The sequence below is a fragment of the Kocuria sp. SL71 genome (genome assembly GCF_026672465.1).
GTDB classification, from domain to species: Bacteria; Actinomycetota; Actinomycetes; order Actinomycetales; family Micrococcaceae; genus Kocuria; species Kocuria palustris.
The window spans coordinates 2,062,044-2,078,751 of sequence record NZ_JAPPRE010000001.1; the positions used below are offsets into that span (position 1 = coordinate 2,062,044).

The 16,708-nt window shown below is 69.6% G+C and carries 11 protein-coding genes, 1 pseudogene and 1 riboswitch; of the genes and pseudogenes, 7 read left to right on the plus strand and 5 right to left on the minus strand.

The window, feature by feature from the left end:
* Nucleotides 1-149: 149 nt before the first annotated feature.
* The 3 genes and pseudogenes from OVA15_RS09315 to ilvD all read right to left on the minus strand — a co-directional run bounded on the left by OVA15_RS09315 (nucleotide 150) and on the right by ilvD (nucleotide 4,575).
* On the minus strand, nucleotides 150-845 hold the full coding sequence (locus OVA15_RS09315) for a hypothetical protein (protein WP_268144517.1): 696 nt from the start codon (nucleotides 843-845) through the stop codon (nucleotides 150-152).
* Nucleotides 846-1,109: 264 nt separating this feature from the next.
* Nucleotides 1,110-2,596 (minus strand): annotated as a pseudogene (locus OVA15_RS09320) (alanine/glycine:cation symporter family protein).
* Between the two features lie 140 nt (nucleotides 2,597-2,736).
* Nucleotides 2,737-4,575 (minus strand): dihydroxy-acid dehydratase, encoded by a 1,839-nt coding sequence (gene ilvD / locus OVA15_RS09325; protein WP_268144519.1) that lies wholly within the window; start codon nucleotides 4,573-4,575, stop codon nucleotides 2,737-2,739.
* A gap of 215 nt (nucleotides 4,576-4,790) precedes the next feature.
* Here ilvD and OVA15_RS09330 point away from each other — a divergent pair, with 215 nt between their 5' ends.
* Both OVA15_RS09330 and OVA15_RS09335 read left to right on the plus strand, forming a co-directional pair.
* Nucleotides 4,791-5,633 (plus strand): hypothetical protein, encoded by an 843-nt coding sequence (locus OVA15_RS09330; RefSeq protein ID WP_268144521.1) that lies wholly within the window; start codon nucleotides 4,791-4,793, stop codon nucleotides 5,631-5,633.
* Between the two features lie 286 nt (nucleotides 5,634-5,919).
* A complete protein-coding gene (locus OVA15_RS09335) occupies nucleotides 5,920-7,449 on the plus strand; it encodes a gluconokinase (RefSeq protein ID WP_268144524.1) in 1,530 nt (509 codons plus the stop codon).
* On the opposite strand, the gene OVA15_RS09340 is transcribed toward OVA15_RS09335, so the two are convergent.
* Nucleotides 7,428-9,434, minus strand: a complete 2,007-nt coding sequence (locus OVA15_RS09340; RefSeq protein ID WP_053447977.1) for a glycoside hydrolase family 15 protein — start codon at nucleotides 9,432-9,434, stop codon at nucleotides 7,428-7,430. The two genes, OVA15_RS09335 and OVA15_RS09340, sit on opposite strands and share 22 nt — an antisense overlap.
* A 55-nt stretch (nucleotides 9,435-9,489) precedes the next feature.
* Between OVA15_RS09340 and OVA15_RS09345 the strand changes: the two genes are divergently transcribed.
* The 4 genes from OVA15_RS09345 (at nucleotide 9,490) to OVA15_RS09360 (ending at nucleotide 15,273) form a co-directional block, all read left to right on the plus strand.
* Nucleotides 9,490-10,842 carry a glucose-6-phosphate dehydrogenase gene (locus OVA15_RS09345; RefSeq protein ID WP_326493281.1) on the plus strand — a complete coding sequence of 451 codons (1,353 nt, stop codon included), beginning with the start codon at nucleotides 9,490-9,492 and terminating at the stop codon, nucleotides 10,840-10,842.
* 229 nt (nucleotides 10,843-11,071) lie between these two features.
* Complete coding sequence (locus OVA15_RS09350) at nucleotides 11,072-12,556, plus strand: amino acid permease (RefSeq protein ID WP_326493282.1); 1,485 nt, start codon at nucleotides 11,072-11,074, stop codon at nucleotides 12,554-12,556.
* A 138-nt stretch (nucleotides 12,557-12,694) separates the two neighbouring features.
* A riboswitch (SAM riboswitch) is annotated at nucleotides 12,695-12,797 on the plus strand.
* 16 nt (nucleotides 12,798-12,813) lie between these two features.
* Nucleotides 12,814-14,025: a cobalamin-independent methionine synthase II family protein gene (locus OVA15_RS09355; RefSeq protein WP_268144527.1), complete on the plus strand. Its 1,212-nt coding sequence runs from the start codon at nucleotides 12,814-12,816 to the stop codon at nucleotides 14,023-14,025.
* Nucleotides 14,026-14,079: 54 nt separating this feature from the next.
* Nucleotides 14,080-15,273 (plus strand): cobalamin-independent methionine synthase II family protein, encoded by a 1,194-nt coding sequence (locus tag OVA15_RS09360; protein WP_268144529.1) that lies wholly within the window; start codon nucleotides 14,080-14,082, stop codon nucleotides 15,271-15,273.
* Between the two features lie 88 nt (nucleotides 15,274-15,361).
* On the opposite strand, the gene OVA15_RS09365 is transcribed toward OVA15_RS09360, so the two are convergent.
* A complete protein-coding gene (locus OVA15_RS09365) occupies nucleotides 15,362-15,934 on the minus strand; it encodes a PaaI family thioesterase (RefSeq protein WP_082677025.1) in 573 nt (190 codons plus the stop codon).
* Nucleotides 15,935-16,120: 186 nt separating this feature from the next.
* Here OVA15_RS09365 and OVA15_RS09370 point away from each other — a divergent pair, with 186 nt between their 5' ends.
* A complete protein-coding gene (locus tag OVA15_RS09370) occupies nucleotides 16,121-16,657 on the plus strand; it encodes an NADPH-dependent FMN reductase (protein WP_268144532.1) in 537 nt (178 codons plus the stop codon).
* The last annotated feature ends 51 nt before the right edge of the window (nucleotides 16,658-16,708 follow it).

A 16,708-nucleotide genomic window follows, 5' to 3' on the forward strand; every position in this document is an offset into this window, starting at 1 on the left:
GTGATCATTAGGGGCCCACCCTCGGTCCGATATGCGCACGGCTACGGGAACGCCCCCGGAGGCGGCTCGAGGCTCTCTGCACGCCACATGGAGTGCAGAGAGCCTCGAGCCGCCTCCAGCGACAGCTGTCGGCATTTCACTTCTGCGCGTCAGTGCTGCACAGGGGTCTGCTCGTTATTCCACTTCATGGCCAGATCCTGCGGAGAGAACTCGATCCCTGCCACGGCTCCGCGGGGCACGGTGATCCACAGATGCTGCCACCACCCATCCGACCCGAAAACGTATCTGTGCTGGAGCTGAGTCAGCGCATCCAGCTTGAACCAGCGACGACGAGTCGTCAGGTCGATCGAGTAGCCGATCACCTGGCAGACAAGATCACCAGCAACGAAGCCCTTGACCGCCGGAGCGAAAATAGCGTTCACGGCTTCCGCCTTACGCGCGCTCTCTTCCGACAATGGCCACACACCAGCAATCCCTGCCTGCGCCTCATCTGGAGTCAGATTCTTGGTATTCGCGAAGTCCCACCCGCTAAAACGACGAGGATGAACCCCCGTGGGCAGGCTGACGGGGTCTGTCGGACCACTCAGCTTGAGCGGGCCTATGGACACGCGGAGCACGCTGAGGTCCTTGCCGTCCAGGACTCGGGTGCGCGAGAAGATCCTCTCGATCTCTGTCGCATCTAGCAGCCCAGACGTCGCGGAAGGAGTCAGAAAGTTCATAGCAATCAGGTCGTCGATACAGCCGCGAGAGACCACCGGGGTCACCTGATTGGCATTGATGCCGTTAGCCGCGCGCAGGCACCCCGTGGCCAGGCGCGCAGCCTGATCAATCTTGATTTCGTTCATGACGTTCTCCTTGCATGTCAGTTTCTTGGCCGTCGTTGTCTCGCTGAGATCCAGAAGACCCTGAGGACATACGTATTTTAGATAACCCTGGGGGGGGGTTCAAGTGGCGCCGTGGGCCTCGTGCGGCTCCGAGATCACCCTTCGTTGACGGTCGTCTTCAACGATGCCGCAACCTCAAGCTCCTCACCCAGCAACACCGAAGCCCTCCTCCCAGCCGATCGGGCTGGGAGGAGGGCTTCGTCGTCGTTCAGAGGCGTGAGCGGATCAGGCCTTGCCGGTCCGCTTCATCTGCTGGGTCCAGAACGCGCCGGTGGTGATCACGTCGGTGCCGTCCCAGGCGTCCAGCCCGGTGAGGCCCGGGATGTCGGAGCCGTTGAACGTGGGCTCCTCGCCGCGGCGGCGCTGGGCCTCGTAGTTCCTCAGCACCTTGACCGCGATGGGCGCAAGGAAGAGCAGCGCGATCAGGTTGATCGTGGCCATGATCGCCATCATCACGTCGGCCAGGGACCAGACCAGATCAAGTGCTACGACCGCGCCGATCATCACGAAGACCAGCACCAGCAGGCGGTAGACGTTCATGACGGTGCGTGACCCGGTGAGGAACAGGATGTTCGACTCGCCGTAGAAGTAGTTGCCGATCACCGAGGTGAAGGCGAACAGGAAGATCGCGACCGTCAGGAAGTGGATCGCCCAGGTGCCCAGCTGCTCGCCCAGCGCGGACTGCGTCAGGGACGCGCCCTGCGCCGAATCGCCGAAGGTCGGGTTGGACAGCAGGACGATGAACGCGGTCACCGAGCAGACCAGCCACGTGTCGAAGTAGACGCCCAGGGACTGCACGTAGCCCTGCTTGGCCGGGTGCGAGACAGAGGCGGAGGCACCGGCGTTGGGCGCGGAGCCCATGCCGGCCTCGTTGGAGAACAGGCCGCGCTTGAGGCCCTGGATGAACACGCCCATGAAGCCGCCCACCACGAACTCGCGGATGCCGAACGCGCCGAGCACGATGTCGGCGACCATGCCGGGGACCTCGCCGATGTTCAGGACGACGACCAGGAGCCCGAGCAGCACGTACAGGATGGCCATGACCGGCACGACTGCCTGGGTAACCGCGGAGATGCGGCGGGCGCCGCCGAAGATGATGGAGGCGGTCAGCACGACGACCACTGCGCCCACGAGATCAGCTTGAAGGGCAGGGCCCCGGCGGCCGACGGGTCGATGTCCAGCGAGCCCGACAGCGAGTCCACGATCGCGTTGGACTGCACCGAGTTGAACACAAAGCCGTAGGTGATCGTGATGATCACGGCGAACAGCACACCCATCCAGCGGGCGTTCATGCCGTGGGTCATGTAGTACGCCGGGCCGCCGTAGTAGCCGGTGTGGCCCTTGCGCTTGTACAGCTGGCCCAGCACGGACTCCACGAAGGCGCTGGCGCCGCCGATGGCCGCGATCGACCACATCCAGAACACGGCGCCGGGGCCGCCCAGGCTGATGGCGATCGCCACGCCCGCGATGTTGCCCGTGCCCACGCGCGAAGCCGCCGAGACGGTGAACGCGCGGAACGACGAGATCGACTTCTTGCCGTCCGGATCCTCACCGGGAGGGTCTCCCAGCACCCGGAACATCTCCGGGAGGGACCGCCACTGGACGGCCTTGGTGCGGATCGTCAGGTAGAGGCCCGTGCCGACCAGCAGGACGAACACGACGTTCCAGATCCAGCCGCCGGCTGTTCCGATCGCCTCGGTGAGCTGCTCCATGTGTACTCCGATTCTCAAGGGAATCTGCCGGAGCGATCACAGGCCGTTCCCAGCAGTTGGTGCAATGTACACCAGCCAGGTTTCCGGCGAGTTGCGGCTGGTGCCCCGACTGCGCACGTGAAGCGCCGAGCTCGAGGACCTCAGTCCTCGACGACCCGCACCGCGCCCTTGTCCGCCGAGGTCACCATGGAGGCGTAGGCCTTCAGCGTCTTGGACACCTTGCGCTCGCGCGGCTTGGTCGGCTTCCAGGGGGCCTCGCCCTTCTCGGAGCGACGACGCGCCAGCTCGGCGTCGTCCACGTTCACGCGCAGGATGCGGTTCTCGACGTCGATCTCGATCTCATCCCCCTGCTCGATCAGGCCCACCGCACCGCCGGCGGCGGCCTCCGGGGAGATGTGCCCGATCGACAGCCCCGAGGTGCCGCCGGAGAAGCGGCCGTCGGTGATCAGCGCGCACTCCTTCCCCAGGCCCAGGCCCTTGAGGTAGGAGGTCGGGTAGAGCATCTCCTGCATGCCGGGCCCGCCCTTGGGGCCCTCGTACTGGATGACCACGATGTCCCCGGACTTCACGTTCTTGGACAGGATCTCGAACACGGCCTCGTCCTGGGATTCGACGACGAACGCGGAGCCCTTGAAGTGGAACAGGGACTCGTCGATGCCCGCGGTCTTGATGATCGCGCCGTCCTCGGCGATGTTGCCGAAGAGCACGCACAGCCCGCCCTCCTTGGTGTAGGCGTGGGCGACCGAGCGGATGCAGCCGTCCTGGGCGTCGAGGTCGTGATCCTCGTACTCGTTGGCCTGCGAGAACGCCTGCGTGGTGCGCACCCCACCCGGAGCGGCCAGGAAGTGGTGCTTCGCCAGCTCGGTCGCCTTGCCGGAGCGGATGTCCCACTCATCGAGCCACTCGCCCATGGTGGCGGCGTGGACGGTGTGGACGTCCTCGTCCAGCAGCCCACCGCGGCGCAGCTCGCCCAGGATCGCGGGGATGCCGCCGGCCCGGTGGACGTGCTCGATGTGGTACTTCGTGGAGTTCGGGGCGACCTTGGCCAGGCAGGGCACGCGCCGGGAGATCTGGTCGATGTCCGACATGGTGAAGTCGACCTCTGCCTCCTGCGCGGCGGCCAGGATGTGCAGCACCGTGTTGGTGGACCCGCCCATGGCCACATCCAGGGTCATGGCGTTGGCGAAGGCCTCCGGGGTGGCGATCGAGCGCGGCAGGACGGAGTCGTCGTCGTCCTCGTAGTAGCGCTTGGCCGAGGCCACGATCCGGGCGCCGGCCTCCTCGAAGAGGCGCTTGCGATTGATGTGCGTGGCAAGAGTGGTGCCGTTGCCCGGAAGGGACAGGCCCAGGGCCTCGGTGAGGCAGTTCATGGAGTTGGCCGTGAACATGCCCGAGCACGAGCCGCACGTGGGGCAGGCGGACTCCTCGATCAGCGCGAGCTGGTCATCGGTCACGGACTCGTCCACGGCCAGGGACATGGCATCCACCAGGTCCACGCGGTGCTCCACCACGCCCTCGACGCCCTCGCCGGACTCCATGGGCCCGCCGGAGACGAAGATCGTGGGGATGTTCAGGCGCATGGCAGCCATAAGCATGCCCGGGGTGATCTTGTCGCAGTTGGAGATGCACACCAGGGCGTCGGCGCAGTGCGCGTTGACCATGTACTCGACCGAGTCCGCGATGATGTCGCGGCTGGGCAGTGAGTAGAGCATGCCGTCGTGGCCCATGGCGATGCCGTCGTCCACGGCGATCGTGTTGAACTCCTTGGCCACACCGCCGGCCTCCTCGACCGCGCGCGCCACGAGCTGGCCCATGTCCTTGAGGTGGACGTGACCGGGCACGAACTGGGTGAAGGAGTTGGCGATCGCCACGATCGGCTTGCCGAAGTCCTCGCTGCCCATGCCGGTGGCGCGCCACAGCGCGCGGGCGCCCGACATGTTGCGGCCGGTGGTGGAGGTGGCGGAACGAAGCTGCGGCACGGATCTCTCCTCTGGTGCCGCCGCGGCAGGAGACCGCGGCGGACGACGGATGCGAGCGGGCAGGCGGACTGCGGCCTGCACTGCCCCGATTCTCTCTCGAACGCGCCTCGGAGCGGAAATCTTCCGACGCAGGGCTTGCCGTATCGCCCCATCCGGGTATTTTCTATAGTGAACACTCGAGCTCGACCGCCCTTCCTCGCGAAAGGACCCTCCCCATGAGCACTCCCACCAACGGATCCCCTCAGGACTCCGGCAGCAACGGCAGCTCCTCCGGCTCCCAGCACTCCGCCCCGAACTTCGGCGGCGGCTGGCAGCAGAACCAGGGCGCGCCGCAGTCCCAGCCCTCGCAGGGAGACTCCGGCTCCTCGCAGCAGGTCCCGTCCTACGGCGCACCGTCGTCCTCGCAGCAGGGCCAGAGCTCCGGCGCACCGCAGTACCGCCCCGCAGGCGGCGGCAGCGGAAGCGGCAGCTCGCCCCAGTTCACGCCGTCCGGCGGCTACCAGGGCGGGTCGTACGGCAGCTCGCAGGGCAGCCGCCCCACGGGCAAGGGCAAGCCCCCGCTGTGGATGGGCCTGGTCTCGCTGGGCCTGGGCGTGCTGCTCGGCATCATCGCGATCATCGTGTTCTTCACCAGCATCGTGGGCGGGGCCAACGACATCGCCGACACCCCGTCCGGCACCACCCGCACGCTCGAGGCGGACACCGAGTACTACGTGTTCGCCACCACCACCGACTCCGTGGACGAGTGCTCGATCTACACGCCGGAGTTCGACACCCTCGAGCTCGAGACCTCGGGCGCGGACCAGACCGCCACGACCGACGGGGAGGAGTTCTCCCTGCTCGGCACGTTCGAGACCAAGGAGGCCGGCGAGTACCGCCTCAGCTGCTCGCCCTACGTCTCCAACGACTCGGTCTACATCACCGACGTCGGCGTCGGCGGCATGGTCGGCGGCGCCTTCGCGGGCATCGGCCTGGGCCTGCTCGGCGGCCTGCTGTTCATCGTCGGCATCATCCTGATCATCGTGAACCGGGTCTCGGCCTCCAAGAACCGCCGCTGATTCCGAACGCTCGCCCGCGAGCATCGGCCCGCCCCGCCCTGCCCCGCGCAGGACGGGGCGGGCCTTCTTCTGCCCTGCGGTCGGCGTCGTCGATCTGCCGGGCTCGGAACGTCCGCGGCCCCGGCCGACCGGCGCGCGGCACCTTCGGCCGGGATACGATGAGGTGTCGACGTCGACCGCCGGGATCAGCCGCTGCACGCAGGGCTCGGATCCCGTCGACTTCGCAGCTGGCACCGCGGCCGAGGGCCGGCCCGCCGCACCGAGAACCTCGTCAAAGGACCCGCACGTGGCCAAGTCCGCACCCCGTCCGCCCAAGACCGACGACGACGTGGATTTCGCCGTCCCGCTCAAGGACGCCGTCGACCCCCTCGTCCTCGCCCTCGACGTCGGCTCCACCGCCACCCGCGGCAGCCTCCACGACGCCACGGGCACGCCGGTGCGCGGCTACCGGGACAAGATCCCGCACCACTTCACCACCGCCGTCGACGGCACCAGCACGATCGATCCGGATCAGGTGGTCGAGGAACTGTGCCGCCTGATCGATCAGATCATCGGCTCGCGGCAGGAGCTCGTCGGCCGGGTGGGCGGCGTCGCGATCGACACCTTCGCCTCCTCCCTGGTGGGCACCGACTCCCGTCGCCGCGCCACCACCACCTGCTACACCTACGCCGACTCGCGCTCCAGCGGGCAACTGGCCGCGCTGCGCCAGGAGGTCGACGAGGCCGAGATCCAGCAGCTGACGGGCACACGCCTGCACACGTCCTATCTGACGCCGCGCTTCCGCTGGCTGCGCGAGACCGAGCCGGAGGCCTTCGCCGCCACGACCCGGTGGATGTCGCTGGGCGAGTACTTCCACCTGCGCCTGCTGGGCAAGGCACGCGTGGGGACCTCCACCGCCGCCTGGACCGGTCTGCTGGATCGGCGCACCGGAGACTGGTCGGATCGGATGCTCGAGCTGGCCCAGGTCGAGCGGGAGTCGCTGTCGCTGATCGCCCGCCCCAACCAGCCCATCCGCGAGGTGCCCCCGGCCGTGGCCGAGCGGTGGCCGGCGCTGCGCCAGGCCAAGTGGTTCGCCCCCGTGGCCGACGGCCTCAGCGCCAACGTGGGCTCCGGCGGTCGGGATGCGACCACCATGGTCACCTCCATGGCCACCTCCGGGGCCATGCGCGTGCTGCTGCACGAGCAGCCCGAGACCATCCCGTCGGGACTGTGGTGCTACCGCATCGACGACACCCGCTGCCTGCTCGGCGGGGCCATCAACGACGCCAGCCGCGCCGTCACCTGGGCCGAGGAGACCCTGGGCCTGCCCGAGGACCTCTCCCCCGAGGACGTGGCCCAGCGCCCGATCGATCCCACGACCCCGCTGGTCCTGCCCTTCCTCACCGGCGAGCGCTCCACCGGATGGGCGGGCGACGCCCGCGCCGCCGTGCTCGGGCTCTCGGCGGCCACGAGCCCCGAGGACATCCTGCGCGGCGTGATGGAGGGCGTGGCGGCCGCCTACGGCCGCGTGGCCCAGCAGCTCACCGAGGCCTCCGGCGAGGTCGAGCGCCTCGTGACCGCAGGCGGGATGACCCAGTCCGTCCCGGGCCTGCAGCAGCAGCTCTCTGACCTGCTGGGGCGCAGCGCCGTCCAGGCCACCTTCAAGCGCTCGACCCTGCGCGGCACGGCCGTGCTGGCCTCCGAGGTCCTCTCCCCGGACATCGAGCCCGTGGATCCGCCGTACGCGCACACCTTCGACCCGAACCCGGAGGCCCGTGAGCACTGGGATCGGGTCGCCGAGCGCTTCCAGGAGGCCTACGAGGGGCTGTTCGCCTGAGCCGCCTCCCGCGCTGAGCCCTCGGCCCGCTCGACAGCCTGCGCGGCGCGCAGGTGGCCCAGGTGGCTGAAGGCCTGCGGGAAGTTGCCCGCCAGACGCTGGTGCTCCGGCGAGAACTCCTCGGCCAGCAGCCCGAGGTCGTTGGCGCAGCCCTCCAGCCGATCCAGCGCCCCTCGCCCGTCCTCCACGCGTCCGGAGCGGGCGTACTGCTCGGCCAGCCAGGCCAGGCACAGCAGGAACGGGTACTCGCCGCCCGCCAGCCCGTCCGAGCCCGAGGCGGTGCGGTAGCGAGCCACGAACCCGTGCTCGTCGACCAGGTCCTGCTCGATCCGGGACACCGTGCCCAGCATCCTGGGATCATCGGCCGCGATGAACCCGGTGTGCGGCAGCTGCAGCAGCGAGGCGTCGACCTCCTGGCTGCCGTGGCCGGGTGCGTAGGTCTGGGTGAAGGAGCCCAGCTGCTCGTTCCAGCCTTCGGACATGATCTCCGAGTGGAGGCGGTCCCGCAGCTCCGTCCACCGTCGGATCTCCTCCGGGGTGGCAAGGATCACCGTCTCCGCCTCGGGCATCGCGTCCTCATGGCCCTCGGAAGGCTGCTGGTCCGCGATGTCCGGCCAGCCGTCGACCTCGGCCACGCCGTCGCGGATCCGACCGTGCTCAGACACCGCCCGCAGCCCCTCGTTGAACGCCGCCCACATCATCACGCGCCCGTGGGTGAAGAACGCGGGCTCCCCGCGCATCTCCCACAGGCCGTGATCGGGCTCGTCGATGCGCTGCTCGCAGTAGCGCAGCAGGGTCTTCTGCAGGCCCCAGGACCAGAGGTCCTCCGGCTCGCCGGCGTCGCGCAGCGCGGCCAGGGCGAGCATGACCTCGCCCATCACGTCGGCCTGGTACTGATCTACCGCGCCGTTGCCGATGCGCACCGGCCGCGACCCCTCATAGCCCGAGAGATGCTCCAGCTCGTGCTCGGGCAGCCTGCGGCGTCCGTCGATCCCGTACATGATCTGGATCCGCTCCGGGTCGCCTGCGACCGCGCGCAGCAGCCAGTCCCGCCAGTGGCGGGCGCCCTCGGTGTGGCCGTGATCCACCACCGCCTCGATGGTCAGCGAGGCGTCGCGCAGCCACGTGTAGCGGTAGTCCCAGTTGCGCACCCCGCCGAAGTCCTCGGGCAGCCCAGCGGTGGGGGCGGCCGCGATGCCGCCCGTCTCCCCGTGCGTGAGCGCGCGCAGCACGAGCAGCGACCGCTCCTGCCCCTCACTGACCGTCTGCTGGGAGCAGGTGGCGTCCCGCCAGTCCCGCCAGTAGCACTCGGTGCGCTCCAGCGCGACGGAAGCGTCCACGGCCTCCGGCAGAGGGCTCCAGGAGGAGCACCAGGTCAGGACCCACGCCTGGGTCTTCCCGGCCTGCAGCTCGAAGGAGCCGCCGAGCCAGCGCCCGACCTCGCCCTCGGCGCTGAGGTCGTGGCGGGAGTCGTCGTCCTCCTGCGCCGACAGCAGCGGGCCGCGCAGCACGAGCATGTCCGGCCCGGCGATGGCTGCGATCCCGCTGCCGCCCTCGGGCAGCTCGCGCAGGTGCACCCAGGGGGAGCTGCGGTTGTAGTCGGGGCGGATGCGCAGATCGTGCTCGACCGTGACGACCCCTTCCGTGCAGGTCACCTCCCGCACCAGGTTCGCCCGGTCGTCGCCGGTGGGCAGGGCGTCCACGACGGTCGCGCACCCGCTCGGCGAGCGCCACTGCGTCTCCAGGACGAAGGTCCCCGGTCGATAGCGCCGCGAGACGACCTCTCCGTCGGCGATCCTCAGCTGCCAGCGTCCGTCGTCCGGGTCCCCGAGCAGAGCGGAGAACACCGCGGCGGAGTCCACCGACGGGAAGCACAGCCAGTCCACGCTGCCCTCGCGGGAGACCAGCGGCGCGGTGCGCAGATCCGAGAGCAGGGCGTAGTCCTCGAGGGGGACGGAGGAGGGGCGCGTGCTGTCGTGGCTCATGGCCTCATCACAGCAGAGGGGGCGGACGTCGCAGGCCCTGCCTACAGTGGGAGCCATGACCGACACGACCCCCACCACCCTGATCGTCCTGGGCGCCTCCGGCGACCTCACCTCCCGTCTGCTGCTGCCAGGGCTCGGCGAGGTCCTGGCCCTGCAGCCCGAGCGGCAGGTGAGGGTGATCGGCAGCGCGCGGACGGATAAGCAGGACTGGAGGGACACGGTCGCCCAGGCCTTCGGCGACTCCGCCGGTCCGGCCGTCGAGCGAACCCTCGAGACCACGGAATGGGTCACCGCCGATGCCTCCTCCCCGCAGGAGCTGGCCCAGCTGCTCGAGCACGCTGACGACGGCCGCGTGGTGCTCTACTTCGCCCTCGCCCCGGCCGTGACCGGCAAGGTGCTCGACGCGCTGAGCGAGATCGAGCTGCCCCAGGACCTCTGGCTGGCGCTCGAGAAGCCGATCGGCACGGACGAGGATTCCGCCCGCGAGCTCAACCGCCTGGCCGACCGCCTGGTCCCGGCCGACCGGATCCTGCGGATCGATCACTTCCTGGGCGAGCCCGCCGTGCTGGATCTGGTGGGCCTGCGCTTCGCGAACCGGATCATCGAGCCGCTGCTGCACCGCGATCTGGTCGAGTCCATCTCCATCACGTTCGACGAGACGCTCGGCCTCGAGGGCCGAGCCGGCTTCTACGACGCCACCGGCGCCATCCGCGACATGCACCAGTCCCACCTGCTGCAGGTCATGGCCGTGCTGATGATGGACCCGCCGTCGTCGATCGCCGATGGCGAGATCCCGGAGCTGATCTCCCAGGTCCTGGCCCGCACCAGCGTGATCGGCCCGATCGAGCAGAACATGGCCGCGGGTCGGTACACGGCCGGCAGCATCGACGGCCGCGAGCTGCCGTCGTACGTCGACGAGGAGGGCGTGGATCCCGCCAACGGCACCGAGACCTGGGCCCGGCTCACGGTCGAGGTCGACAGCTGGCGGTGGCAGGGCGTGCCCGTGCACCTGCGCTCCGGCAAGGCCATCGGCTCGCCGCATCAGGAGGTGCTGGTGCGCTTCCGCCCCGTCCCCGCCGGGGCCCAGGAGTTCGGCGACCCCGCCGGCGACATCCTGCGAGTGGACCTGGCCACCGGCGAGATCAGCCTCGAGCTCAGCGCGGGCGGCCCCTTCGACCCCCGCGGGACCTCGCGGGTGACCCTGTCCTCAGCCACCCCCGAGTCGCCCTTCTCCGCCTACGGCTCCGTGGTGCGCCGCATGCTCGACGGCGACCGCTCCTTCAGCGTCAGCGCCGAGGCCTCGCAGCACTGCTGGCGGATCGTGCAGCCGGCGATCGACGCCGTGGCGGACGGCCTGGTGCCGCTGCAGGACTATCAGGCGGGCTCGGAGGGCCCCGAGACGATCTGATGTCACACACCTGCGCCAGCGGACGCCCTCGCCCGCTGCGCGCAGACACGCCGGACGATCCCACCCGTGAGACGCGGATCACGGGGCGCATCGTCCGACGCTCGCGAAGGCTTCCGCGGAGGCCCGGAACTCGCCCTCGGGGTGGCCTAGTGTGTCGCCATCAGATTGTGACGTGCAGCACAGGCGCCCGAGGCCGATCCCCCGGCGCCCTCACCACCAGGAGGCCCCCATGGGTTCCGGATCCTCGCCCGCGACCAGTCGCGGACGCCATTCGCAGAGCACCACCGCTGCCGCAGCGCCCGGGGCAGACGGCCCCCAGGACTCGAACCTGAAGGCCCACATGAAGGGCCGCCACCTGGTCATGATGAGCCTCGGCTCGGCCATCGGCGCAGGCCTGTTCGTCGGCTCGGGGGCAGGCATCGCCGCCGCCGGGCCGTCGGTGCTCGTGTCCTACGTCGTCGCCGGGTTCCTGATCATCCTGATCATGCGCATGCTCGGCGAGATGGTCGCCGATCACCCCACCTCCGGCGCCTTCTCCGTCTACGCGGGCCGAGCCGTCAGCCCGGCCGCGGGCTTCGCCGTCGGCTGGCTGTGGTGGGTGCAGCTGATCATCGTGATCGCCGCCGAGGCCACCGCGGCCGCCCAGATCCTGGTCTCCGCCTGGCCCATCGCCCCGCAGTGGCTGCTCGCGCTGATCTTCATGATCATCTTCACCGCCATCAACCTCATCGGCGTGGGGCAGTTCGGCGAGTTCGAGTTCTGGTTCTCGCTGCTCAAGGTCGCCGCCGTCGTCGTCTTCCTGGTGATCGGCGGGCTGTTCGTGATCGGCCTGCTGCCCACGGCCGAGGCGCCCGGCCTGGCCAATCTCACCGCCCACGGCGGCTTCATGCCCAACGGCATCGGAGGCGTGGCCGCCGGCCTGCTGATCGTGGCCTTCGCCTTCGGCGGCATCGAGATCGTGGCCGTGGCGGCGGCCGAGACCGAGGACCCCGAGAAGAACGTGGGCCGGGCGATCCGCACCATCGTGTGGCGCATCCTGATCTTCTACATGGGCTCCGTGGCCATCATGGTCCTGGCCATGCCGTGGAACGACGAGAACCTGCTGGCCTCCCCGTTCGTGGCCGTGCTCAACACCGCGGGGCTTCCGGCCGTCGCCTCCATCATGGCGATCGTGGTGACCGTCGCGCTGCTGTCGTCGCTGAACGCCAATCTGTACGGCGCCTCGCGGATGATCTTCTCGCTGTCCCACCGCAGCCTGGCACCGGTCGCCCTGAGCAGGACCAACCCCCGCGGCGTGCCGGTGGCCGCGGTGCTGGCCTCGGTGGCCTTCGGCTTCGTGACGGTCGGGCTGAACTACCTGTGGGCCGAGGAGATCCTGGGCATCCTGCTCAACATCGTGGGCTCCACCCTGATCGTCATCTGGACCATGACGATCGTCTCCCACCTGGTGCTGCGCCGCCGCGCCGAGCGCGAGGGCCGCGAGCTCGTGCTCAGGGCCTGGGGCTACCCGGTGCTGTCCTACGTGGCGCTGGCGGGCATGGTGGCCGTCGTGATCCTGGGCATGACGGTGCCCGGCGTGCGTCAGCAGATCCTGCTCACGGCGGGCCTGTTCGCTCTCCTGTGGATCATCGGCGCTGTGCTGGCCAAGCGGCGCGGCGTGACCCGCTTCCGCGCCCCGGAGGAGTTCGACGACCCGGCAGCGATGCCCCGCTGACCCTCCGTTCCCCCACCCCCCCCACCCCGCCGAGTGGATCCCCAGTTGCGCTGTTCGCCCGAACAGCGCAACTGGGGATCCACTCGGCGGCTTTCGTGGGTTGGGTGCGACGCCCGCGGCATGGCAGGATGATCGGCGTCACCATCACGAGCGACCGAGAGACCTTGGCTCGAAGACGTCGCAGCAACCATGCGGGGATCCGTCCCCAGCGCAGAGGTGCTCCCGCCAGGACCGATGGAAAGGACGTGCCTTCGCGCATGCTGAACACCGACCGCATCCAGACCACCCACGTGGGCTCCCTGCCCCGCACCCCCGAGCTGCTGGCCGCGAACGAGGCCTACCAGGCCGGCACGATCTCGTGGGAGGAGCTCGTGGCCACCATGCAGCAGGGCGTACGCGACATCGTCGCCCGGCAGTCCGAGATCGGCATCGACATCGTCAACGACGGCGAGTACGGCCACACCATGTCCAGCTCCGTGGACTACGGCGCCTGGTGGAACTACTCCTTCTCCCGCCTGGGCGGGCTGAGCCCCTCCGACGAGGACCGCTGGGACCCGAACGCCGGCGCCAGGCGCTCCTCGCCCGGCAATATCGTGCTGACGTCGTTCGCCGATCGCCGCGACCGCCAGCGCTTCGCCGAGGCCTACGCCGATCAGTCCTCCGGTATCCTCACCGCCCGCAAGCGGGTGGCCCAGCCCAAGATCACCGGGCCGCTGACCTACACCGGCCACGACGCCGTGCAGGCGGACATCGCGAACCTCCAGTCCGCGCTCGAGGGCTCCGGCGCCGAGAAGGGCTTCATCGCCGCGCTGTCCCCCGGCTCCTGCGCCCGAGTGAGCAACGAGTACTACGCCGCCGATGAGGAGCTCGTCTACGCCTGCGCCGATGCCATGCGCGAGGAGTACCAGGCGATCGTCGACGCCGGGCTGATCGTGCAGATCGACGACCCCTCGATCGCCGAGTCGTGGGACCAGATCAACCCGGAGCCCTCGCTCGAGGACTACCGCTCCTTCATCCAGCTGCGGATCGAGGCGCTGAACCACGCGCTGCGCGGGCTGCCGCAGGAGCAGATCCGATTCCACCTGTGCTGGGGCTCCTGGCACGGCCCGCACACGACCGACCTGGAGCTCAAGCACCTGATCGAGCCCCTGCTGCAGATCGACGCCGGCGGCTACTCCTTCGAGGCGGCCTCCGCCCGTCACGGCCATGAGTGGCGCGAGTGGGCGGATGCCGGGCTGCCCGAGGACAAGGTCATCATCCCGGGCGTCGTCTCGCACTCCACCAACGTGGTCGAGCACCCGGAGCTGGTGGCCGAGCGCATCGAGCGCTTCGCCTCCGTCGTGGGCCGCGAGCGCGTCATCGCCTCGACCGACTGCGGGCTGGGCGGCCGTCTGCACCCGCAGATCGCCATGGCCAAGCTCGAGTCGCTGGCCGAGGGCGCGCAGATCGCCTCGAGCCGCCTCTTCTGACCCCTCTCCCCACCTCCGAGTGGATACCCATCTCACACAGAACGGAACCTCTTCATGCACCGCTCCGAGAACCGCATCCTCACCACCCACGCCGGCTCCCTGCCGCGCACCGATCAGCTCATCGAGGCCAACCGCGCCCGCACCGGCGGGCAGGACTACGACCAGCTGCTCACCGAGTCCGTCGTCGACGTCGTCCAGCGCCAGAAGAACCTGGGGATCGACGTCGTCAACGACGGCGAGTACGGCCATGCCATGTCCGAGGACACCGACTACGGCGCCTGGTGGCACTACATCTTCGACCGCCTGGACGGACTGGGCCCCGGCTCGGTCGATCTCTGGAACCAGCCGGCCGTGCGCTCCGAGCCGGGTCAGGTGCGGCTCACGAGCTTCGGCGACCGTCGTGACCGGCAGCGCTTCCAGGACGCCTACACCGACCCCTCCAGCGGGATCTCGACAGGCAATCAGCCGCCGTTCCCCGAGTTCGTGGGCCCGATCCGCTATGTCGGCCAGGAGGCCGTCGCCCGGGACATCGCCAACCTCAAGCGCGCGCTGGAGACCACGGGCGCGTCCGAGGGCTACCTGGCTTCGCTCTCGCCGGGGTCGTGCGCGCGCCTGGAGGACAAGCACTACGGCGACGAGGACGAGGTCCTGCAGGCATGTGCCGAGGCCATGCGCGAGGAGTACCGGGCGATCACCGACGCCGGGCTGATCGTGCAGATCGACGACCCCTCGATCGCGGAGAACTGGGATCAGATCAACCCCGAGCCGTCGGTCGAGGACTACCTGGCGTTCACGGCCAAGCGCGTGGAGGCGATCAACTACGCGCTCGAGGGCATCCCCGCCGAGCAGGTCCGCTTCCACCTGTGCTGGGGCTCCTGGCACGGCCCGCACACCACGGATCTGGAGTTCAAGCACCTGGTGCGCACCATGCTGCAGATCGACGCCGGCGCGTTCTCCTTCGAGGCCGCCAACGCCCGCCACGAGCACGAGTGGCGCGTGTGGGAGGACGTCTCCCTGCCCGAGGACAAGCTGATCATCCCGGGCATCGTCTCGCATGCGACCAACGTGGTCGAGCACCCGGAGCTGGTGGCCGAGCGCATCGAGCGCTTCGCCTCGGTCGTGGGTCGCGAGCGCGTGATCGCCTCGACCGACTGCGGTCTGGGCGGGCGCATCCACCCGCAGATCGCCGCCGCCAAGCTGGAGGCACTGGCTCAGGGCGCCGAGATCGCCTCGTCCCGCCTCTTCTGAGCCTCCCCGCACACGCCGAGTGGATGCTCAGTTGCGCTGAGAGGCAGAACAGCGCAACTGGGGATCCACTCGGCGGAAGGAGAGGGGGTCAGAGCTCCTTGAGGAAGCAGGTGATGCGCACGGTCGAGATGCGGCGATTGTCCGCCTCGGCGCGCACCACCACCTCGTAGGTCGCGATCGAGCGCCCGAGCTGCAGCGCCTCCGCCGTGGCGATGACCCAGCCGCTGCGGGCGGAGGCATGGTGGGTGGTGCTGACCTCGAGCCCCACGGCCACGCGCCCGAGCCCCGCACCGTGGATGAAGGCCCCCATGGAGCCCAGCGACTCGGCCAGCGAGATCGTGGCCCCGCCGTGCAGCAGGCCCACGGGCTGGCGGTTGCCCTCGACCGGCATGCGCGCGACCACCCGCTGGGCCGAGGCCTCCAGGTACTCGATGCCGAGCTTCTCGCAGAGCTCGCCGCCGTGCGCGTTGAGCGCGGCCGCCTTGTCCGAGGCCTGCGCCAGATCAGCCAGGGCCTGCGGGATGCCGGACTCCGAGAGCTTCTGCGCCCCCTCCGCGATCCGCTGCGAGGACGGGGTCACGCGGCGCGCATCGGGCGGGGTGGGATCCTCGTGGGCTGCCGGGGACCGATCCTCGGCGGGCTGCTGATGGGGAGCGGTCATGACATCTCCTGGGGCTGTGCGATCGGCGCAGCGGCGCCGCGTGTGATCCGCTCCACACGGTAGCCGAGTTCGCCCTGTGAGCCGACTCACGGCATCGCCCCTGGACAGCGCAGACGCACAAAGCGAATGATGTGTCACGCACTTGCGGTCGCCCCCCGGCCGCGCGAAGACCTCAAGGAGACAGCTGTGAAGATCGGCATCATCGTGGGAAGCGTCCGTGACGGGCAGGTCGGCGCCTCCGTGGGCGAGTGGGTCCTGCGCCACGCCCAGGCCAAGGGCGGCGCCGAGTTCGAGCTCGTGAGCCTCAAGGACTTCGACCTCCCGGTCTTCTCCTCGGCCACCCTGCCCGCCATGGCGGACAAGTCCTACGACTCCGAGCAGGTCCAGGCCTGGTCCCGCGTGGTCGACGACCTCGACGGCTACATCTTCGTCACCCCGGAGTACAACCACGGCGTCCCCGGCGGCTTCAAGAACGCGGTCGACTCGCTGGGCTCCGAGTGGAACGGCAAGGTCCTCGGCCTGGTCGGCTACGGCGCCGTGGGCGGCGTGCGCGCGGTCGAGCAGTGGCGCCTGATCATGGCCAACTTCTCCCAGACCGTCGTGCGCGCCGCCGTGGATCTGAGCATCTTCACCGACTTCGCCGACGGCGCCGTGATCGACTCCGACCCCAAGGTCACGGCCCTGAACGGCGTGCTCGACGAGGTCATCGCCGCCGGCGCCTGATCGCACCCCGGCGGCCCCGAGCACCTGCGCTCGGGGCCGCCGTCGTCGTCA